Here is a 21,704-nt window from a genome sequence, read left to right on the forward strand (position 1 = left end):
ATATATTGAAGGTAAAAACCTTACTGATAGCCTTAAGGTTTAAGGTGTATTTTATAATAATAAATTCTGTAAACACTTCACTCGAAAACCTCTGCGAGGGATTAAAGTGGAATATTCCCGTGTTTACGGTCTATTCTAAGTACAGACTTATTCTCTAACATACTAAAAGCTTTCAATAATTTCTTTCTGGTATCTCTAGGCATGATCACCTCATCTATAAATCCACGTTTAGCAGCTTCAAAAGGATTTGCGAATTTCTCTGCATACTCTGCTTCTTTTTCAGAAAGTTTTAACTCTGGATTATCAGACTCTTGTATCTCTTTTCTGAAAATTATCTCACTGGCACCCTTTGCTCCCATCACAGCAATTTCTGCAGTTGGCCACGCAAAGTTTAGATCGGCTCCAATATGTTTAGAATTCATTACATCGTAAGCACCTCCATAGGCCTTTCTAGTAATTACTGTAACTCTTGGCACCGTTGCTTCACTTAAAGCATATAATAGCTTAGCACCATGTAAAATGATCCCGTTCCATTCTTGATCTGTACCTGGTAAGAATCCAGGAACGTCTACTAAGACTAAAAGTGGAATATTAAAGCAATCGCAAAATCTCGTGAATCTTGCTGCTTTCTTAGAAGAGTCTACATCTAAAACTCCTGCCAAACTCATAGGTTGGTTTGCAACTATTCCAATACTTCTACCTCCAAGTCTGGCAAAACCAACAATTATATTATCTGCATAATCTTTATGGATCTCAAAGAAGGAATCTTCATCTATAATGCCTTTTATCACCTCATGCATATCATAAGGTTTATTAGCACTATCTGGGATCATATCATCCAGAACTTCTCTTATTTCATCTGTTAATTCATAAGGGAGCTTTGCAGCGTTTTCCTTATTATTCTGAGGTAAATAACTTAATAATTGCTTGATGTCTTCCAAACAAGCGATATCATTATTAGAAGTTAAATGCGTTACACCAGACTTTGTAGAATGGGTACTTGCTCCTCCTAATTCTTCTGAAGTTACTTCTTCATTGGTCACAGTTTTTACAACATTAGGCCCAGTCACGAACATATAACTACTTCCCTCTACCATTACAGTAAAATCTGTCATAGCTGGAGAATAAACGGCTCCGCCGGCACAAGGTCCCATTATGGCAGAGATCTGCGGAATAACTCCTGAAGCCTGCACATTGCGGTAGAAAATATCTGCATATCCACCTAAAGATTTTACACCTTCCTGAATTCTAGCTCCACCGGAATCATTCAATCCAATTATAGGAGCTCCCACTTTCATGGCATGATCCATTACCTTACATATCTTTTCTGCATGAGTTTCAGAAAGGGCTCCTCCAAAAACGGTAAAATCTTGAGCAAAAACATACACTAATCTTCCATTTACAGTTCCGTAACCGGTAACAACTCCATCTCCATAATATTGCTGCTTCTCCATTCCGAAATCTGTAGTACGGTGAGTTACTAAGATCCCGATCTCTTCAAAAGAGCCTTCATCCAGAAAATAATCTACTCGTTCCCGAGCGGTTAATTTCTTTTTTTCGTGCTGCTTGGCAATACGTTTCTCACCTCCACCCAAATGAGCTTCAGCTATCTTATTATTTAAAATTTCTATATTCTTGCTCATAATTCTATTATGATTTTTCTTTTTAATTCAACTTACCATCACACTTCATTTTCAACCTAAACTGAAATTAGTTGTGAGGTAACCTTGTTAATTGTTGATCCTTTAAATACTGTTTGATCGCTATGATGCCAGCTAACTCTGCCTCTTCTTCAATTTTAGAAGCCAGTTTCTCTGCAGAGTAATAATTCTTCACAAAATGAGTATCGAAATTCCCACTTCTAAAAGCATCATGTTCAAAAACAAATTTCCCAAAAGGTAGTGTGGTTTGGACTCCTGCAACTTCGTAAGAATCTATTGCTGAAATCATCAATTGAATAGCTTCCTCCCTTGTCTTACCAAATGTGATCAACTTTGCCAACATTGGGTCGTAATAAATAGGAACTTCCATTCCTTCTTCAAAACCATCATCCATTCTTATTCCCTCTCCACTCGGAGTTATATAACGTTCTAAAGTTCCTACACTTGGCATAAAATCTTCCATAGGATCTTCAGCATATACACGTAATTCTAAAGCGTGTCCTTTAATTTTAAGGTCTTCCTGCCCAAAAGCTAATTTTTCACCTCTAGCAACCTTAATTTGCTGTTCTACCAGATCTATTCCTGTAATAAATTCTGTTACGGGATGCTCTACTTGTAAACGAGTATTCATTTCAAGAAAATAGAATTTTTTCTGTTCGTCCATTAAGAATTCCACAGTTCCAACTCCAACATAATCACATGCTTTTGCTACCTTAATGGCTGCTTCTCCCATTTCCTTTCTAAGCTTATCATCTAAAATAACAGACGGAGCTTCTTCCACTACTTTCTGGTGGCGTCTCTGAATACTGCATTCCCGCTCAAAAAGATGAACAAAATTTCCATGAGTATCTGCCAGTACCTGAATTTCTATATGCCTTGGAGAACCTACATATTTTTCTATGAATACGGAACCATCACCAAAAGCAGATTCTGCTTCACTAATCGCCCTTTTCATCTGGTCTCCTAATTCCGATTCCTTTTCTACTACACGCATTCCTTTACCTCCACCTCCGGCAGAAGCTTTTATTAAGATTGGAAAGCCTATTTCATTAGCAATTCCCTTTGCTTTTTCCACATCTGTGATCGCTTCATCTATTCCAGGAACCATTGGTATGTCATAAGCTTTAACTGCGTCTTTAGCAGCTAGCTTACTTCCCATTATTCGAATAGCTTTAGATCCTGGGCCAATAAAGGTGATCCCATTCTTTTCTGCTTCCTCTGCAAAATCGGCATTTTCACTAAGGAACCCGTATCCGGGATGAATTGCATCTACATTATGCTCTTTTGCAACTTGTATGATCTTGCTTCCTAATAAGTAGGATTGATTGGAAGGTGCTTCTCCAATACAAACAGCTTCGTCTGCAAATTTTACATGCGGAGCATTTCTGTCTGCTTTAGAGAAAATCGCTACCGTTTTAATACCCATTTTTCTCGCAGTTTTCATCACTCTTAAAGCGATCTCCCCACGATTAGCAACTAATATCTTTTTCATTTAAATCTAGAATTGTGATCTATTATATCTTGAAATCTTCGGAAGAAAATCCGAAGGACTTTTTTATTCCATTTCAATAAGAAGCTGATTCTTATCTACGGTTTGACCTTTATTAACTGAAATAGCTTTAACTACTCCATCTCTTGGTGCCGTTAGCGTATTCTCCATTTTCATAGCTTCCAGAACAACCAAATAATCGCCTTCTTTTACTACTGCACCTTGCTCTACCAAAACATCAAGGATCAACCCAGGCATTGGAGCCTTAATATCATTCACTATTTTAGAAGAAACTATAGACAAGCCCATTTCTTCTATTAAAAGATCCAATTCATTAGAGATCTGCACCTCATAAATGTTTGCATTGATCTTTATAGCATATGTTTTATTCAAAAAATCTGAACTTATTATCTCTGCTTTAAAAGAGGAACTATCTTTTAAAACATGAATTTTTGAAGCTGAAACTTCTTGAGTATCGAGGGAATTAATATCCTCATTGGTGAATTGATGCTCGTAAGAACCATTCACCTTTACTTTATATTTTTTATCCATTATTCATAGTTTGAAAGCCAATATATTTTGAAAGTTGTAAATATAGAAAAATGTGAAAGGAAATTTTAATAATTCCGTAATGAAGTTGGGATTCTATAAAAGTAAAAGACCCTTAAAGTAATTACACTTTAAAGGCCTTAAAACTTTCTAATTGGGGTAGAAAACGTTTAGAAAAGAGAAATCTTTTCTATTTAAATTTTTAGTTGAATTCGTTTATAGCTTCACTTAGATCATATACTTTAGTATTCTTGAACTTGTTCTCTAGGATACTACTTCCAGCTGCAGAACGATATCCTCCTGCACAATGAACCACAATTGGTTTATCTGTTGGAATGCCATCTAAGTTATCTCTTAGTTCATTTAAAGGTGAACCAATTGCTTTATCGAAGATCTTACCTTCAGCAATTTCCCCTTCATTTCTAATATCTACAATGGTATAATTATCTAGATTGTTTTTGAAATCTTTTAGATCTAACTCATCTGAAGAGTTTGAAACCTCCTTAGATAAAGTCACAAATGCCATCACTTGCTTTTCATATCCAATTTTAACTACTCTACTTAAAATTTCATCTATATCATCTACACTATCTACTACTATATAAAAGGCTTCATTAGGTTCTATTATTGCTCCTAACCAAGTCTCGAATTTTTGAGTTGGTGTACTAGCCATGATGTTAATGCTATTAAAAAGGTGTGCTTTTTTGAAGCTTTCCTGCTCTCTAACATCTACTTTAATAATGCTGGAATCCAGTTCATTCACATTCAACCTAAGATCTATACCCTTAGACTTATTTACATTGTCTGCACCTTTTTTATTGATGTCTACATTAAAACCAAAATAAGATGGTATAAATGGTTGATCTTTTAATATTTCAGCTAAAAATTCTTCTTCTGTTTGCTTTTGAAATGCCCAGTTTCCTCTGCGTTCGTTCCCTAAAGTACTAGAAGAATCGCTACTCATATTCTTTCCACATAAAGATCCTGCACCATGGGCTGGATAAACAATCGCATCGTCTGGAAGATCATTGAACTTGTTCTGGATAGAATCGTACATATCTTTAGCAAGTTCTACTCTTTTTGCGGTCATGTTTCCAACCGATTCACGTAGATCTGGTCTTCCCACATCTCCAATAAATAAAGTGTCTCCCGTAAACAAAACTGTTTCTTTTCCTTCTTCAGCAACTATAGTAATACTATCTGGAGAATGTCCTGGAGTATTAATAGCTTTAAATGCAACATCTCCCATCTTTAATGAATCTCCATTATCGAAGGACTTATGCTTATAATCTGCGCCCAATAGTTTACTCACATAAATATCGGCTCCAGTTTCTTCACTAATCTGTAAATGACTACTTACAAAATCTGCATGAGGATGGGTTTCAAAAACCGCAACGATCTCTGCATTTTCTTGTTCAGCATATTTATAATAAGGCATTGGATCTCTACTAGGATCTACTAAGGCCATTTTACCGTTACTTACAATTGCGTAGGAATAATGTGCCAATGGGGCATCGTTAAATTGTTTTACTTTCATCTTCTACGTTTTTTGTTATTATTTTTTTTGAGTTGATTTATTTTTATTTAAAAAGGGAAACATAATTTGGCTCCCAAAATTATCCGGAAAATCTTCATCTCCTTCAAATCCTAATTCTATATCTTTTCCATTCTTCGGAACATATGCTGAACCAAATAAATAGTCCCAGATACTTAATGATAACCCGAAGTTCATACCATAAGGATGCGCTTCTGGCAATTCTTTACTATGGTGCCAAATATGCATTTTTGGGTTGTTTAGTATGTATCCTAAAAAACCATAGTTCCATCCTACATTGGCATGATTAAGATGTCCTATAAATACCGAGAACATATAGATCACAAAGAATTCTTGGATCCCAAAACCTATCATGGCCAGAGGTATATACTGTACTGTTTTATAAATTATGGTTTCCATAAAATGAAACCTGAATTGAGCTGCAAATCCCATTTCCTTTACACTATGATGTATCTTATGGAACTCCCATAATTGCGGAATTCTATGCAACTGCCTATGTACATTCCACTGAATAAAATCGGCTACCACAAACATTATTAGTAATTGAACACCAACAGACAAATTTTGAACATTGATAGCCACCAAATTCTCTACACCAAATAAACCTAAAAAGTCATTGAATAATTCTACTCCTACATTAGATATTGCATTGTATCCAATAAGAGAAAAAAGAAAGAAATTAAAAATAATATAAAATGAATCTAACCAAAAACCTTTTCTAAAAGCTCCTTGTTCTTTTCTCCAAGGAATAAGAACTTCTAAAGTCCAAACCAATAATGACAATCCAATTAACCAATAGAAATAATTTGTCCATGAGGGATTGGTTATTTCTTGTACCAGATAATTAAAATATCCTGAGAACGATTCTTGTATAATTTTTAAATACTTCTCCAACTTATTTCAAGTTTACTTCGCAAAAATAAACATTTGCATGCTTTAAGGAAGTAACATATGTTACACATCTCATACTCAAGCTTAGATTAGGGAAATTAAAGCTCATTGTAGTTCTTTTTAATTAGTTTTAGAAAAGTCTATTCGTAAAACTCGGCTACCTCATCAAGCTTTTTTCTTTGAATATCTGGAACATAAGCCGGCTCTTTAGCATAACCTATGGGTAATAATAAATAAGGTCTCTCATTAGAGGGGCGTTCCAATACTTTAGTGAGAAAATTCATTGGGCTTGGAGTGTGGGTTAAAGTCACCAAACCAGCATTATGAATGGCACTTATCAACATCCCGCATGCTATTCCCACAGATTCATTAACATAATAATTATTATGCTTGGATCCCTTTTCATCTAATTCATATACTTTTTTAAATATAACGATTAACCATGGGGCTTCCTCTAAAAATGGCTTTTCCATAGTGGTTCCCAAAGGTGCCAGATCTCTAAGCCAACTTTCGCTCATCCGTCCAGAGTAGTTCTCCTCCTCCTCTACCTCCGCAGCTTCTCTAATCTTCGATTTTAATACTGAATTTGAGATGGCACAAAAAATCCAGGGCTGTTTGTGTGCTCCAGAAGGAGCAGTAGATGCTGCTTTAATAATGTTTTCTATCACTTCCTTAGGCACTTCTTTTTCAGAAAAGTCCCTTACAGAGCGTCGTTTATCTAACCATTTCAAAAACTCCTGACTCTTCTCTATCATTTTATCTTTAGAAAGAGATTCTGTTTTGTGTAAAGTATGTCTGTAACCGCTAATTATTATTTTATTTTCTTCCTTATTCATTTAAACTGATCGGTTATTTAAGAGTTGTGTAACAAAGGTCACATATATTTTTGTACTGCTCCCATATATTTGCTGATCTAAATGGGATATACAAATTACATAGGCTGCTTTCTGCTAATAATCTTTATAGCAAAACTAATTTCTGTAGATGCTAAAATTATAGAATTTACTTTTGAAAATGATTTTATATCTCATGTAAATCCAAATTGTAAGAAATCTCAATTTAACGACTCAAATTCAACTTCTAATCTTTCTTTAGAAAATCAACAGCCTATTCATCTTTTAAATTATTTATGCTCTGCTCCTTATAACTTAGAGCTATTTACTTGGGAAGATCTAATTATCTTAGATTATCAGCAAAGTATAAGTTATAGAGTAATATCATTTTCTTCCAATTATCCTAAAAAGCTTTATCCACCACCAAAAGTTTAATTCATCTTTTTTATAACATTTTTTTTACTCATTAGCACCTTTGGTCTTTTGAGGAACTCAATTAATTATAATTAAATATGAAAACAGAAATTTTGGTTAGCAAAAACTCTTTAATTTTATTTAGAGTGATGTTAAGCGGTATTTTTTTGGTAGCAAGTTTTAGCCATTTATTAAACTTACAAAAAACGCTACTACGTATAGAGCAGGCAAGATTCAAAGGAATTGCTCATTTTTTTGGAGAACCAAAAATAATGGTCATTGCTTCTGGAATTGTTATGTTGATAGCTGGTTTTAGTCTTCTTATAGGATATAAAACAAAATGGGCGGCTATTTTACTTTGCGCTGTACTTATCCCTATTACACTTACAATCCAGGTAGGACAAATAACTACTCTTGGACCTTTATTCAAGAACATAGCCATTTTAGGAGGGCTCCTGTTTTTTATTTTAAATGATTTTAACTACAACATTAAAACAAACAATTTATGAAAACTATAATCTTAAGTATTTTCACTGTAATCATTTCATTATTTAGCCTGCAAGCGAATGCACAAGACAGGCTAAGCAAAAACAATTATGTAGTTCTTACCAGTAAGATCCCACAACTAAAACCAATTTTATTAACCGCAGATGCTCTTGAGCAGGAAGATGGAAATAACTATGGAGATTTCCAAATCATCATTTGTGGAAAGACTGTAGAAGATCTTAAAAACAAAGATCTAATGCATGATTTTATACATAAGGCTGAAGCACAAAAAGTAAAAATCGTGGTGTGCGGATTTTCATTGAAGAAATTCAAAATAGATGAAAATGAAATTCCGGAAGAATTAGAAGTTGTACCAAATGGTATTTTATATGATTTTCAACTTCAGAAAAAAGGATATAGGAGCTTGGCTTTATAAGGCTTATAAAGTAAAACCCCTCTTTATTTTAGTATAAGGAGGGGTTTAATAATTATAATTGGTAAGTCATTTAAGTATAAGATAATATCCAAGTTTCTACAGATATTAGATTTATTACCTCTATTTATTTTTTCTGAAACTTACAAAAAGTAAAGTTCTGTAAACTTCCTGAAGGAGTTGGGTGATCTATGTTTTTGCCTTCAATAAACGTGAAAGTATTTGGAATAACTGCCTTAAGTTGTTCTATAGAATACTGCTTAATCTCTATACCGCTACATTTTGTAGGCCCGTTTTCAGAAAAAGTCCCAAGAATTAAAAATCCGTTTGGTTTTATTGCTTGTTGCATGGTATCCAAGTATTTACGAATATCCTCTTCTGAAGTCAAAAAATGAAATGCAGCACGATCATGCCAGAGGTCATAAGAAATAGAGGGCTTAAAAGTTGTAATATCAGACACTATCCAGGTAACATCATCGGCTTTTTGTCCTAATCTCTCTTTAGCTCTATTAATAGCATTTTCAGAAATATCCAACACATTCACATTGGTATATCCTAGAGAAAGCAAGTTATCTGCCAAGAAACTGTCTCCACCACCTATATCAATAATTTGAGAATCTTTTGCTAACTGAGTGGCGTTGATCGAATTTAAGGAAGTTACAGGCACGGGCTGATACCAGCTTACTTCCTGTAACTTTTTGGTATTATAAATAGTTTCCCAGTGCTTCTTTTTAGATTCAACGTGATCCATATTTATAATTTATTTTGAAGAATTCTTCCAACCTGCATACCCACCTTTTAAGTCGTATATCTTAGTAAATCCCAGTGCAGCCAATTTTTTTGAAGCTTTCCCACTTCTATTACCACTTTGACAATACACATATATTGGTTGTTCTTTATCATACTCTGTAAAACAAGTGATGAACTGAGGATCGAAAAAATCGATATTTACCGAATTCTTAATATTTCCAGCATTATACTCATTTTCTGTTCTAACGTCTACCAAAGCAACTTTACCTTCAGAAATTTCTTCTTTAAACTCTGTTGCATCTAAAACCGTGATCTCTTTTATACTTTGAGCTTTCAAACCAAAAATAGAAGCAAATAATCCCATAATAATAACTAATTTTAATTTTGACATATCTTAAATTTTAAGCGCTTATTTCTTTATATATAATATATACACCCATTACTAATACGAACCAGCCAAAAGCTTTTTTAAGCTTCTTACCATCTATAAATTTATTTAAATACATACCTATAAATATCCCTATAACAGATAAGCCAGTAAAGATAAGTAAGAACACCCAGTCTATCTCCATATTCTGTATATCTCCAATAAAACCTATTAAAGACTTAATGGCTATAATTAAAAGGGAAGTTGCTACAGCCCTTTTCATTGGTAATTTAGCCAATAATACCAAAGCTGGAATTATTAAAAACCCTCCTCCAGCACCTACAATACCAGTAAGTAAACCAACTCCTACTCCTTCTAAAATTATTAATGGATAATTGTAAACTGTTTTTTCTTCAACATCACTTTCTACCCTTTTATTTAAGATCATAGAAATTGAAGACACTACCATTATAATGGCAAAAAAGAGCATAATACCTATGTTCTTAGTTACTTCAAATCCTGCAACACTAAATAAAACATCTGGGATGGCTGGCACCAAATACATCCTGGTAGCATAGACCGTAATAAAGGCAGGTGCTGCAAAAACAAAAGCTGTTCTTAAATCTACCTGTTTTCTCCTAATATTCTTGATTGCTCCAACCAAAGAAGTGGCACCAACAACAAATAAGGAATATGCAGTTGCCGTGACTGGGTTTACTGCCAATAAATAAACTAAAATCGGTACCGTGAGGATAGAACCTCCTCCACCAATTAAACCTAATACAAGTCCTATTACTAAAGCGCCTAAGTAACCTAAGATTTCGATAATACCCATTATTATTTTTTAGAATAGTGCAAATGTATTGCGTCTACTTTCCTTATACAGTAACATTGGTTACACACCTAATTCATTTTAAAGATCTATTACTTTAATGCTGTTCCTGTTAAGTGCAATAGTTCCTTTTAACTCTAATTTTTTTAATAATCTAGAGATCACTACCCTAGATGTGTGCAGATCGTAAGCTATTTGTTGGTGTGTTATTTGTACCAACTCATTTTGATTTATCTTAGCTTTATCTCTAAGATATTTCAATAAGCGCTCATCCATATTCAAAAATGCGATGGTATCTATAGTATCTAGCATTTCAGAAAGTCTTGTGTGATAACTTTCAAACACAAAATTCATCCAACTTTTATATTTCGAGGTCCATTCTTCCATCTTCTCAATAGGAATCATGATTAATTTAGTTGGCAACTCTGCCACAGCACGTATTTCACTTTTGGTGTGTCCTAAGCAGCATGAAAGCGTCATAGCGCAAGTATCTCCTCGCTCTAAAAAATAAAGCAGCAATTCGTCTCCATCTTGATCTTCGCGCAATATTTTAATAGCCCCACTTATCAATAAAGGCATAGAAGTAACGTGATCCCCTATTTCTATTATTCTTTCGTTCTCTTTAAACTCTTTAATAATTCCTACTGTGGAAATTTCTTCTAAAAGCTCCTCTTCAAAAACAAACGAATAAGCATCAAATACTTCTTGTACCATGTAAATTATTTCTAAAGTTTAAAAATAATATTATTTAATTGATAATTTCAGCATAACACTAAGTGAGTATTTTAATTTTTAAAGGATATTATATATAAAAAAAGAAAAGGTGATGTTTTACCATCACCTTTTTAAAAAATAGTATAAAGAAAAATTTAACTCTTTAAGATCATCACAGATTTTGCGTTTACAAATTCATGTAATCCAAATCCACCATGCTCCCTTCCAAAACCAGAATTTTTAACTCCTCCAAATGGCATATTAGGTTGTGCTAATCCGAAAGAATTTATAAACACCATTCCTGTATCAAAATATTTGCTAGCTAGTTCTACTGCTTTATCTTCATCTTTAGAGAAGATACCTCCTCCAAGGCCAAACCTACTATCATTTGCAATTCGCATTGCATCTTCGTCATCTTTAGCATGAATTAATGAAGCAACTGGTCCGAATAATTCATCGCTGTAAGCAGGTTGTCCCGGCTTCACATTACCTAGCACGGTTGCTGGATAATAAAAACCATTTCCTTCAGGAATTTTTCCACCGCATAAGATCTCTGCTCCATTTTTCACACTTTCCTCTACTTGTTCATGCAGTTCGTCTCTTAGATCTTCCCTTGCCATTGGTCCAATATCACTACTTTCTTTTGTAGGATCTCCATGTTTAATTGCGCTCATTTTAGATACAAAGGCTTTTTTGAATTCCTCAAAAACTTCGTCTACTACTATAAATCTTTTAGCAGCAACACAGGTTTCTCCATTATTATATGTTCTACCTTCTACACACTTCTCCACTGCTAAAGAAATATCTGCATCTGCCAAGACCATATAAGCATCATTAGATCCTAATTCCAGAACAGATTTCTTTAAATTCTTCCCTGCAAGCTCACCAATATACTTTCCTGCTTTTGGACTCCCAGTTAAGGTCACCCCGCGAACTAAATCATTTTCTATGATCTTATCTGAAACTTCATGAGAAATTCTAAGTACTGTAAATAGGTTTTTAGGCAATCCTGCATCCAAGAACATCTTTTCAAGAAGTAAGGCAGAACCAGTCACATTCTCGGCGTGTTTTAATAGAACACCATTTCCTGCCATTAAATTGGCAATTGCGTATCTAATAACCTGGTAAGTTGGAAAATTCCAAGGTTGAATTCCATAAATCACACCCATAGGAGAATAAGTTACAAAACCCTTTCCTCCATTAGGAAGTTCTCTTTCGTCTGCTTTTAAACTTGCTGGGGCATTAGCGGCGGTCCAATCGCAAATACCAATACAAAGATCTATTTCATCTCCCCCTTGACTTTCTAATTTCCCCATTTCTGAGGTCATTAATTTTGCCAATTCATCCTTATATTTTCCTAAACTTTTACCTATTGCTTGTATTTGTTTCGCTCTATCTTCTGGCGTAACCAATCTCCAATCTAAAAATGCCTCATGACATTTCTTTACCGCATCTTCCGCCTCTTTAGCCGACATCAATTCATAAGTATTCAATTTCTCTCCAGTAGCTGGATTAATTGTTTGTATATTTTCTTTTTCTGAAGACATTTCGTTTTATTTTAATTAAAAATTTGAAGTTTAAAAGTAAAATAATACAAAAGGAAAGGCTCTTAAATGGACGTTAAAGCTTTATAAATCAAGGATTTTTTAATAGCTATTTAACAACTGATCAAAGTTTGTAGAAGAAAAATTAATATTGAATTTTAAGGATCTTAATAGAAATAGGTTGAAGATCCAATTGATAAAAATCGACAGCTACCTACTCTCTAGGTTAAACTGTTCAGTGGAAAAAAACCAAAAACCCAAATTCTATATCTTTATTAAATGCTATATATTCTTAATGCTATTTATAATTCAACAATCTATAATTTAAATAAAAGGTCATAATAGTAGCGTAAAATAATGACTCCCACTTAATACCAAATAGCATCATTATTTAAAATTAAAATAATCTGACAGTTTTAATTAGAAGTTTTTTTGTTCTTAGATTTATCCCACCAAATATAGCATCCAAATAAAATTAAACTCACCAAAGATCCCCACAACAATCCAGATTTTAATTGGTCTGTATCCCTTCCTAAAATAGCAATAAATACAGTTAGCGGTAAAATACCTAACATTGTTGCGCCAATAAATTTCCAATATCCCATTTTTAAAACACCACCTACAAAGCTTATTGCATCATTGGAGAGGAATGGGTTGAGCCTAGTTACGATCACAGCCCAAAAACCATAACTTTCTATGAAATCTTCTATTTTATGTTCGGTTTTTTTTCCAAGTAGTTTAGTTACCAAAGTCTGGCTAAAATATTTTCCTATAACATATCCTACTGACGATGCACAAAACACAGATATCAAAATTACGCCACTCCCCCAATAAGGTCCATAGGCAAGAATGGAAACTATCATAAGCGCTATAGAAGGAATCACTAATAGAAACATTTGCAATACCATAGCAATAACAATTACCAAGGGTGCGTAATATCCAAATCCTTCTACCCACTGCCTAATACGCTGATTATCATTACTGGTTAATACATTCCAAGCTTCGTTCAATGATTGTTGAAAACTAGGAATTAAAAAATAGCTAGCTAAAATAGCACCTAATAAGGCAATAGATAGATATAATGGAATTTTACTTTTCTGTGTACTTTTAGTTTTCTTATTAGCCATTATTTTAATTCTATCTCTATTATGTTTGCCTCATTATCTCCAGCTTCATTGGAAATATAAAGTATTCCATTTGGACTAAATGTTATTCCTTCCGGTTGAGCAAAATCATTTTTATCTAATTTATAAATCTTTATAATTGTTCCAGCTTTATCTAAAATTACCAATTTAGGGTTTTTACCATCTAACACATAGTATTCTCCAGTTTGAGGATGAATTGCCATGTCTGACGGATTAAAGTTTTTATAGGCTTTCTTATTTTCATTATTAAAAACCTTATCATTCATATCTATTTTAACCATTGGTATAGCTTCCATTTTCTTTGAATTGATAGCGATTCTGTATAAACCTTTAAAATTATCTTTATTATCTCTATCTTTTGGTGCCACAATAAGATTTTGATGTTCTTTATCTATTTCAAGTGTTTCAATATTATTCTTTGAGGAAAAACCAGTCTTGAAGCTATTGGTCACTTTTCGATTATCGAGGTAATTTAAAACTTCAAATAGTGTCCCATCACTCCTTAAAATATAGGCATCATTATTATTAATAGCGATTCCTTCGTAATCTCCACCTTCGGCAAAATCAATTTGTTCAGTAATTTTTTCCGTTTCCAGATCATAAATGAAAATAATACCATCCTCATCTTGAACGCTCGCTATTTTACCATCCTCCAGCCAGGCTATACCACTTACCTCCCTTAGCTCCTTTGGCAACTCCCAAATTTGTTTTATGGTATAATTTAATTTCACCTCTTTATCGTCTGCTTTACTCAATATCATAAATCCGAATATCGCTACTAGTGCGAATACCGCGATAATTATTCCTGATGCATATTTTAGAGTTTTCATGATCTATTTTTTTAATTTTAAGACAATATTGCTCTTCTATCTATAATAATTAATTCCCCTTTATTTAATTTTTCGCTGAAAACATTTCTATCAATATATTCAGCATTTGTGTGTACAATTGATTACTGGAAAATTATTTTTGATAAACAAAATTGCATCATGATTCTGTAAAGAAATTGGAAAATATATTAAATAGAAATTTTACGGGGTTTTCTAAGTCTTTGGAAATTGCAATACAAAAATATGAGCACCTTTAAAATTATAGCTTAAATTTATTGAATACCTATCGGCAATAGCTTTCGCAATTGCCAATCCGAGACCTGTAGATCTTTTGTTTGAACCTGCCTTTGCGAATCGCTCAAAAAGTGAAGTTTCATCCAAAGACTTAGGATCACCAAGATTACTTATATGCCAACGATCTGGCAGAATATCAATTTTAATAAGCTCACCTTTTTTTCCGTGTATCAAAGAATTTTTAATAAGGTTAATAAGTAAAACAATTGCAAGATCTTCATTAATCTGAAATTTCAATTCCTGATTGGAGGCGATCATAATTTTCATTTCCCTGTGTTCGGCAAGATCTTCGAAATCTGCCACTATATGTTTGGTCAATTCTGCAAAACTCACCACTTCTTCAAATTCGAATTGTTTATTTTCAATTTTAGACAATAATAAAAGGGATTTATTAAGTCGAGTAAGCCGTTCTAAATTATCTAAAACCGTAGCGATGTCTTGAGAATGACTTTCAGTAAGATCGTTTTTCTCTAGCAACAACTCCAGCTTATTAATACTTATGGCAAGTGGTGTTTGTAATTCGTGAGAAGCATTTTCTATAAACTGCTTCTGTGCGATGTATGTATTTGTAGATTTTTGTGTTAACTTTTCTACTGTAGAATTTAGTAAATTAAACTCTTCAATAGGACTTTCTTGGATCACTATAGATTCTCCTTTTTCAATTTTAAATTTTCGAAGCTGTTCGATGAGAAAATAAAAAGGTTTCCATATTCTTTTAAGTAAAAGGTTATTCAAAAACAATATACTGGCTAAAAGAATTAGGTATAAACCAATAATATATGCCGCCAGATCATGTACGAGATCATCCTCCTCTACCATAGAGGTAATTATTTTTAATTTATAATACTCGTCCCCATAGATCGCTGCACTTTCATATACTCGAACTGGCTCAAAATCTTTTTCATTGAGCATATACATTAAAGTGTCCCGATAACTTTCTTTAAAATTCTGATAGTTTTCCTTAGAAATGGGAGTGAAATTATAGATGTGTTTTTTAAACTCAGGATCATCTTGAGAAAGAATGCTAGGATCTTCTGCAGCTCGTTCTACCATTAAAAACTTTTGATTTTCCAAGCCATCGTCTAAACTATCATATATCTCCTCGAGCATTGCGTAATAAAACAATATTGCCCACACAGATATTAGTAACAATAGTAAGAAAGCTAGATATCTAGAAGTATAATTAAGTAATTTCATTAGCTAATTTGCAGTTTATAACCAACCCCATAAACAGCTTCTACATTGATAGTTGCATTTTCCAGTTTTTTTCTCAGGTTTTTCATTTGAGAGTAAATAAAATCGAAACTATCTGCTTGGTCTATATGGTCTCCCCATACATGTTCTGCAAGAGCTGCTTTGGTTACCAATCTGGTTTTATTGGTTATTAGATACATTAGAATATCATATTCCTTTCGATTAAAAACTATTTCTTCCCCCTCAATTTGTACAGATCTACTTTCTAGATTGATCAATACATTCCCAATTTCAACGATCTTGTTCCCTTCAAAATTACGACGTCTCATTACTGCCTTTACACGCGCATGTAGCTCTGCCATATGAAATGGTTTGGGCAAATAATCGTCTGCACCCAAGTCAAGTCCATTTAATCTATCATCCAGAGAATCTTTTGCAGAAACAATTATCACCCCTCCAGTTTTATTCATTTTTTTCAATTGTTTCAGCAGCTCTAATCCATTGCCATCTGGCAAACCTATATCGAGCAAAATGCAATCATAATTGTAAACTCCTATCCTTTCTAATGCCGACTTAAAATTGGAAACAGCTTCCACATTGTAATGCTCTTTTTCAAGACTTTGGCGCATATTTTCAAGCATTTGCGGTTCATCTTCGACGATTAGAATTTTCATGTTAACTAATTATTTTTACAATAATATAATAGAAATCTATAAACATTCTGGAATTTGTAATTATTTCAGAAATATAAATAGAACGAATGTTTAATAAGATCTGAAATGAAATCTTATTAATTTTTATAAAACTGAAATTGACAATACTTTAACATTGCTCATGCTTACATTCCCTTTTCTTTCCAGATTTGGTTCATTGCTTTGTATAAATTAAAAAACATACGAAATGAAAAATTTAAAGATCGCCGTATTTGCTTTATTCGCGACGGCAGCATTAAGCGCACAGGAAATAGCAATTGATAAAGTTCCAGCTAATTTAAACAGCAACTTTCAAAAGGAATATGCCAATGCTACAGATATAGAATGGGAACTGGATAAAGGAAATTACAAAGTAGAATTTGATCTTGACAAAATGGAAAAAGAGATCTGGTATTCTAAAAATGGGGAAGTTTTAAAAACCGAAATGGAGGTTGCTATAGAAGATATACCTACTGCGGTTGCAGCAACTATTAAAAATAATTATCCAAATTATGATATTGACGAAATAGAGCTAACTGAGGAGAATGGTAAAAAGATTTATGAAGTAGAATTAGAAAAATGGTTTAATGATGATGTGAAAATGCTTATTGCAGCAGATGGCAGCATTATTAAATAAGAATTTTAGTTAGGATTGATGATGGTTGAAGAGGGCTGGAAAAAATTTCCAGCTCTCTTTTTTTTTATAAAAATATAATTATTCAAATACGATAAAGTGCTTATATCTAATTATTTAAAAACAGGAACCTTAAATAAAATAGTCTTTAACAAGGATAAACGGCTATGATATTTATTAATATAAAGTTTAAAACACATGTTTTACATTAGATAAAATTAGAACTCTAGGTTATTCAGCGAAATGAATTATTTAAAATTGAATAAAGTTAATAGCTTTGGAAAGAAATTAGAAAAAGCCAACTCTTTTAAAAAGCATCAAGTATGAAAGATTTTTTAATAACGTACAAACCAGACATTATATGGATTTTGGGAGTTGCTGCAGTAGTTTCTGTATTGCATTTACTTACAAATTTAGTTTACAAATGGCTTCTAAGAAAGGAAAAAGAGCAATTCCCAGAAGAACAACCTAATCCAATAATTATTATTAAACGGTTGCTTAACGCTCTGTGGTTAGTTCTTGGTGTTATAGCAATTAGTGCAGCTTTTGTAGATCAAGATAAGGAAGCAATGGTAAGAGCAAATTTTAGACTGGTACTATACCTTGGCTTTTTAGCTGTGTTTACAATTGTTGCGGCAACATCCACAAATATGTGGTTCAAAAAAAGTATCCTAAAGAAAATTCAGCATCAATATGATCCTACAAGTTTTAAGTTTTTAAGATATGTGGCTGTATTTGCAATATATTTTATGGGAGTATTATTTGGGATCATGGCTTTTCCCTCTCTAAGAGGCGTAGCTCAAACAGCTCTTGGAGGTGCAGGAGTTATTGCCATAGTAATTGGAGTAGCATCTCAAGAGGCATTGGCTAATTTAGTAGGTGGTGTATTTATTATTTCATTTAAACCATTTAGAGTAGGAGATTTAATTAAGGTGACAGATGCGATGGTAGGAAATGTGACCGATATTACCCTACGACATACTGTTATTAGAAATTTTGAAAATAAGATGATAGTAATTCCAAATTCTATCATTAATAAAGAAAAGCTTATAAATTATAATCTTGGTGAACTTAAATGTTGCGAACGTATAGAAATTGGGATATCCTACGATAGCGATATAGATTTGGCGAAAAAAATAATGCAAGAAGAATGTGAAGCGCATCCTCTTATCTACGATAATAGGTCTCTTTATGAAAAGGAAAGTGACAGCCCAATAGTTAAAACCGCAGTTGTTTCTTTAAATGATTTCTCTATTACAATTCGCGCCTGGGCTTGGGGAAAAACTTTTAATGATTGCTTTGAACTTAAAATATCTGTGTTAGAGAGTATCAAGAAAAGATTTGACAAAGAGGATATAGAAATTCCTTATCCATACAGAACTATTGTGATGAAAGAAAAGAAAGTTAACAGGAGTGAGAAAATTAAAGAGAGTTAGTTGGATATCTTAAATATTCAATTTTATAAAATCTTTCAAACCACTAGGAACACAATTGTAAATGAAAAATACTGAAAAAGCACTTAAAGAACGTATCAAAGAGCTTACATGTCTTTATGAAGTGTCTTCGATTATAGTGAACGCCGATGTAGATGAGATGCAAGAAACATTAAAGGCTATAGCTTTCAGTTTAAAGAAAGGATTTCAATATCCTAAGCATACAGAGATCGCTATTAAAACCTCCATAAACTCCATTGAAACTGGGGCTGGCAATGAAACATTAAATTTATCATCCGAGATCAGGGTTTTCAATAAAACCAATGGAGCTATTGTGGCATCTTTAAAAGACGATAAAAGTTCATTTTTAAAGGAAGAGAAACAATTATTAGATAGTGTTGCCTTAAAAATTGGGAATCTTCTTGAACGTTTAGAAATCCAGCAAAATGAAACTTCTTTGAAAAGACAGATGGAACGCACAGATCGTCTTTCAATATTGGGAGAAATAACCGCTGGAATCTCCCACGAACTCAACACCCCGCTAGCTAATATTCTTGGTTTTGCAGAATTACTTAAAGCAGATCTCTCTAAAGATAAACGACTTTCAGAAGATTTGGATAAGATCATCCAAAATGCCATTTTCTCTAGAGAAGTGGTAAAAAAACTGATGTTCTTTGCCTGTGAAATGCCACAAGAAATGCAACAAGTGAATATCGTACCAAGTATAAAAAATGCTGTTGCGCTATTAGACGCCTCCTTTAAAAAAGCCGAAGTAAAATATATTGTCAAAATTGAGGAGGAGGAACTTTATTTACGAGCAGATACCATCCAGTTAACTCAAATTATTTTTAATTTAATTATCAACGCGATATACTTTTCACCTAAAAATGGCTTGATCATAATTGAAGCTTTGCAATCTACAAAGGAGATCATTTTTAAGATCTCAGACGAAGGTACTGGCTTGCCAGAAGGAGCAATGGATAAAATTTTTCAACCCTTCTTTACCACTAAGCCCACAGGAGATGGCTCTGGCTTAGGTTTAAGTGTTGTACATGGAATTATTGCAAGTCACGGCGGATCTATAAGAGCAGAAAATAATCCAAAAAATGGCGCGACGTTTACAGTAAGACTTCCTAAAACTTGATTAATTTAGTGGGCTATGCAACTTAAAAAAGAAAATATATTAATTGTAGATGATGATATCAATATTCGAGAGTTATTGCAACGTCACCTACAGTCCTGGAATTATCATACTTACAAAGCTGTTTCGGTAAAAGAAGCGGTGGGAATTTTACGCGACACTAAAATAGATTTGCTTATAACAGATTTAAGAATGCCCGAGATTGATGGCTCCGAACTTATAAAATTTGTTTCAGAACATTATCCAAAATTACCCAAACTTGTAATTACAGGATATCCATCAGTGCAAGATTCACTATCTGCGATTAAATCTGGAGTGGTAGATTATTTGACAAAACCCTTTACTAAGGCTGAGTTAGAACAAGCCATCAACAAATCTGTAGATGGAAAAACAGATGTTGTTACTTCTCTTTCAAAAGCAGAAAATCTTAAGGACAGCACCTATGGAGAAATTATTGGGAATTCAGAAAAGATCCATGATGTAATTCAAATTATAGAACGTGTAAAAGATAATAAAGCTACTATTTTTATTAAGGGAGAAAGTGGAACTGGAAAAGAATTGGTTGCAAGAGCAATACATTATCAAGGCAAATTCTCCAGAGCTCCTTTTATCACAGTAAATTGTGGCGGAATTCCCGAAAATTTATTAGAAGCAGAACTGTTTGGTTATACTAAAGGTGCCTTTACGGGAGCCGAAAAAAACAGAGATGGATTTTTTCAGGCAGCAAATGGAGGTACTATATTTTTAGATGAAATAGGAAATGCATCCACCGCTGTGCAATCACGCTTACTAAGAGTATTACAGGAAAAAGAAGTTGTTAAGGTTGGCGCACAAAAAGCAGAGAAAATAGATATACGCATTATTGCTGCTACAAACAGCGATCTAAAGGAGATGATAAAGAAAGAAACTTTTAGGGAAGATCTTTATTATCGTCTTACTGTGGTAGAGATAGATGTAGCACCATTAAGGGAACGAAAAGAAGATATTTTATTATTGGTAGAAAAATTTCTCTTTAAATATGGCGTAGAGTATAAGGATCGTTTTATAAAGATAAGTCCAGAAGCTTCGGCTATTTTAGAACGTTATGACTGGCCGGGAAACATTCGTGAATTGGAAAATGTAATTCAGCGTGCTGTAATTATGTGCGATAAAATAGTGGATGTAGAGAATTTACCAGACTCATTAAAATATAGTATTCAGTTCCCAGATAATGAATTGCTCCCTTTAAAAGACATGGAGAAGTTATACATACAAAAAGTACTTAATGCTACGAATAATAATAAAACTAAAGCTGCAGAGATCTTGGGAATTGATCGTAAAACGATAAGAATGAAATTAGAAGATTAATTCTTTTCTTCAGCATATTTCTTAAAGTTATCCAAGATAGCTTGCCATCCTTGTTTTTGCATTTCTATTGAGTTTTGAGTTTCTGCCTCAAAAGTTTCGGTGATTAAAATCCCCTTTTCATTTTTGCTGAAAGTAATTCCCACCTTTCTCCCATCTGTCATTTTATATGCTATATACTTAAACTCCACCACCTCAGTATAGAAACCTTCAAAATCGAAGCCCATACTTCCATCCTTAGCTTCCATCCTAATGTTGAAATTCCCATTTTCTTTTAAATCGTTTTCAACTTTTGGACAGTGCCAATCTTCGGAAGCATAGTACCAATTTTTAATATGTTCCGGCAATATCCATTTTTCCCAAACAGATTTTATATCCGCATTCACGATTGTGCTAATTTTAATCTCTTCCATATTAAAATATTTAAATGTTTAGCTTAAATGAATATCGAAAAAATAAAATAGAACTCAATAATTATT

The 21,704-nt window shown here is 33.3% G+C and carries 23 protein-coding genes; 7 read left to right on the plus strand and 16 right to left on the minus strand.

The genetic code is table 11. The annotated features are described in order from the left end of the window. Nucleotides 1–101: 101 nt before the first annotated feature. The 6 genes from BC962_RS07970 to BC962_RS07995 all read right to left on the minus strand — a co-directional run bounded on the left by BC962_RS07970 (nt 102) and on the right by BC962_RS07995 (nt 6,981). On the minus strand, nt 102–1,643 hold the full coding sequence (locus BC962_RS07970) for an acyl-CoA carboxylase subunit beta (protein WP_121345469.1): 1,542 nt from the start codon (nt 1,641–1,643) through the stop codon (nt 102–104). A 67-nt stretch (nt 1,644–1,710) separates the two neighbouring features. Further along, a complete protein-coding gene (gene accC, locus BC962_RS07975; RefSeq protein ID WP_121345470.1) occupies nt 1,711–3,153 on the minus strand; it encodes an acetyl-CoA carboxylase biotin carboxylase subunit in 1,443 nt (480 codons plus the stop codon). 63 nt (nt 3,154–3,216) lie between these two features. Further along, nucleotides 3,217–3,702: an acetyl-CoA carboxylase biotin carboxyl carrier protein subunit gene (locus BC962_RS07980; RefSeq protein WP_121345471.1), complete on the minus strand. Its 486-nt coding sequence runs from the start codon at nt 3,700–3,702 to the stop codon at nt 3,217–3,219. 199 nt (nt 3,703–3,901) lie between these two features. Further along, nucleotides 3,902–5,236: an MBL fold metallo-hydrolase gene (locus BC962_RS07985; RefSeq protein WP_121345472.1), complete on the minus strand. Its 1,335-nt coding sequence runs from the start codon at nt 5,234–5,236 to the stop codon at nt 3,902–3,904. 18 nt (nt 5,237–5,254) lie between these two features. Then, the gene (locus BC962_RS07990) at nt 5,255–6,148 is read right to left on the minus strand and encodes a sterol desaturase family protein (RefSeq protein WP_121345473.1); all 894 of its coding nucleotides are present in this window, start codon (nt 6,146–6,148) and stop codon (nt 5,255–5,257) included. A gap of 137 nt (nt 6,149–6,285) precedes the next feature. Further along, complete coding sequence (locus BC962_RS07995) at nt 6,286–6,981, minus strand: nitroreductase family protein (RefSeq protein ID WP_121345474.1); 696 nt, start codon at nt 6,979–6,981, stop codon at nt 6,286–6,288. Between the two features lie 81 nt (nt 6,982–7,062). On the opposite strand from BC962_RS07995, the gene BC962_RS08000 reads away from it, so the two are divergent. The 3 genes from BC962_RS08000 (at nt 7,063) to BC962_RS08010 (ending at nt 8,314) form a co-directional block, all read left to right on the plus strand. Next, the gene (locus tag BC962_RS08000; protein WP_121345475.1) at nt 7,063–7,413 is read left to right on the plus strand and encodes a hypothetical protein; all 351 of its coding nucleotides are present in this window, start codon (nt 7,063–7,065) and stop codon (nt 7,411–7,413) included. A 77-nt stretch (nt 7,414–7,490) separates the two neighbouring features. After that, a complete protein-coding gene (locus BC962_RS08005; protein ID WP_121345476.1) occupies nt 7,491–7,901 on the plus strand; it encodes a DoxX family protein in 411 nt (136 codons plus the stop codon). Next, the gene (locus BC962_RS08010) at nt 7,898–8,314 is read left to right on the plus strand and encodes a DsrE family protein (RefSeq protein ID WP_121345477.1); all 417 of its coding nucleotides are present in this window, start codon (nt 7,898–7,900) and stop codon (nt 8,312–8,314) included. Before BC962_RS08005 ends, BC962_RS08010 begins: the two co-directional genes overlap by 4 nt. A gap of 124 nt (nt 8,315–8,438) precedes the next feature. On the opposite strand, the gene BC962_RS08015 is transcribed toward BC962_RS08010, so the two are convergent. The 9 genes from BC962_RS08015 to BC962_RS08055 all read right to left on the minus strand — a co-directional run bounded on the left by BC962_RS08015 (nt 8,439) and on the right by BC962_RS08055 (nt 16,655). Next, on the minus strand, nt 8,439–9,062 hold the full coding sequence (locus BC962_RS08015; protein ID WP_121345478.1) for a class I SAM-dependent methyltransferase: 624 nt from the start codon (nt 9,060–9,062) through the stop codon (nt 8,439–8,441). Between the two features lie 9 nt (nt 9,063–9,071). Beyond that, nucleotides 9,072–9,452: a rhodanese-like domain-containing protein gene (locus BC962_RS08020; RefSeq protein ID WP_245984121.1), complete on the minus strand. Its 381-nt coding sequence runs from the start codon at nt 9,450–9,452 to the stop codon at nt 9,072–9,074. A 10-nt stretch (nt 9,453–9,462) separates the two neighbouring features. Next, the gene (locus BC962_RS08025; protein ID WP_121345479.1) at nt 9,463–10,263 is read right to left on the minus strand and encodes a sulfite exporter TauE/SafE family protein; all 801 of its coding nucleotides are present in this window, start codon (nt 10,261–10,263) and stop codon (nt 9,463–9,465) included. Nucleotides 10,264–10,341: 78 nt separating this feature from the next. After that, on the minus strand, nt 10,342–10,974 hold the full coding sequence (locus tag BC962_RS08030) for a Crp/Fnr family transcriptional regulator (RefSeq protein ID WP_121345480.1): 633 nt from the start codon (nt 10,972–10,974) through the stop codon (nt 10,342–10,344). Nucleotides 10,975–11,129: 155 nt separating this feature from the next. Further along, nucleotides 11,130–12,521, minus strand: a complete 1,392-nt coding sequence (locus tag BC962_RS08035) for an NAD-dependent succinate-semialdehyde dehydrogenase (RefSeq protein ID WP_121345481.1) — start codon at nt 12,519–12,521, stop codon at nt 11,130–11,132. Between the two features lie 413 nt (nt 12,522–12,934). Then, nucleotides 12,935–13,645, minus strand: coding sequence for a TVP38/TMEM64 family protein (locus BC962_RS08040; RefSeq protein WP_121345482.1), 711 nt, complete (start codon nt 13,643–13,645; stop codon nt 12,935–12,937). Next, entirely contained in the window at nt 13,645–14,493 is an 849-nt protein-coding gene (locus tag BC962_RS08045) for an SdiA-regulated domain-containing protein (protein ID WP_121345483.1), read from the minus strand. The genes BC962_RS08040 and BC962_RS08045 overlap by 1 nt, the downstream gene beginning before the upstream one ends. 213 nt (nt 14,494–14,706) lie before the next feature. Then, nucleotides 14,707–15,984, minus strand: a complete 1,278-nt coding sequence (locus BC962_RS08050; protein ID WP_121345484.1) for a sensor histidine kinase — start codon at nt 15,982–15,984, stop codon at nt 14,707–14,709. Beyond that, the gene (locus BC962_RS08055; protein ID WP_121345485.1) at nt 15,984–16,655 is read right to left on the minus strand and encodes a response regulator transcription factor; all 672 of its coding nucleotides are present in this window, start codon (nt 16,653–16,655) and stop codon (nt 15,984–15,986) included. The genes BC962_RS08050 and BC962_RS08055 overlap by 1 nt, the downstream gene beginning before the upstream one ends. 226 nt (nt 16,656–16,881) lie before the next feature. Here BC962_RS08055 and BC962_RS08060 point away from each other — a divergent pair, with 226 nt between their 5' ends. The 4 genes from BC962_RS08060 to BC962_RS08075 all read left to right on the plus strand — a co-directional run bounded on the left by BC962_RS08060 (nt 16,882) and on the right by BC962_RS08075 (nt 21,228). Further along, a complete protein-coding gene (locus BC962_RS08060) occupies nt 16,882–17,310 on the plus strand; it encodes a PepSY-like domain-containing protein (RefSeq protein WP_121345486.1) in 429 nt (142 codons plus the stop codon). A gap of 320 nt (nt 17,311–17,630) precedes the next feature. Next, nucleotides 17,631–18,743, plus strand: a complete 1,113-nt coding sequence (locus BC962_RS08065) for a mechanosensitive ion channel family protein (protein WP_121345487.1) — start codon at nt 17,631–17,633, stop codon at nt 18,741–18,743. Between the two features lie 61 nt (nt 18,744–18,804). Further along, entirely contained in the window at nt 18,805–19,884 is a 1,080-nt protein-coding gene (locus tag BC962_RS08070) for a sensor histidine kinase (protein WP_121345488.1), read from the plus strand. A 15-nt stretch (nt 19,885–19,899) separates the two neighbouring features. Then, complete coding sequence (locus BC962_RS08075) at nt 19,900–21,228, plus strand: sigma-54-dependent transcriptional regulator (protein WP_121345489.1); 1,329 nt, start codon at nt 19,900–19,902, stop codon at nt 21,226–21,228. On the opposite strand, the gene BC962_RS08080 is transcribed toward BC962_RS08075, so the two are convergent. Beyond that, nucleotides 21,225–21,638, minus strand: coding sequence for an SRPBCC family protein (locus BC962_RS08080; protein WP_121345490.1), 414 nt, complete (start codon nt 21,636–21,638; stop codon nt 21,225–21,227). The genes BC962_RS08075 and BC962_RS08080 overlap by 4 nt on opposite strands. Nucleotides 21,639–21,704: the final 66 nt, after the last annotated feature.

Source organism: Gillisia mitskevichiae (genome assembly GCF_003634585.1).
GTDB lineage: Bacteria > Bacteroidota > Bacteroidia > Flavobacteriales > Flavobacteriaceae > Gillisia > Gillisia mitskevichiae.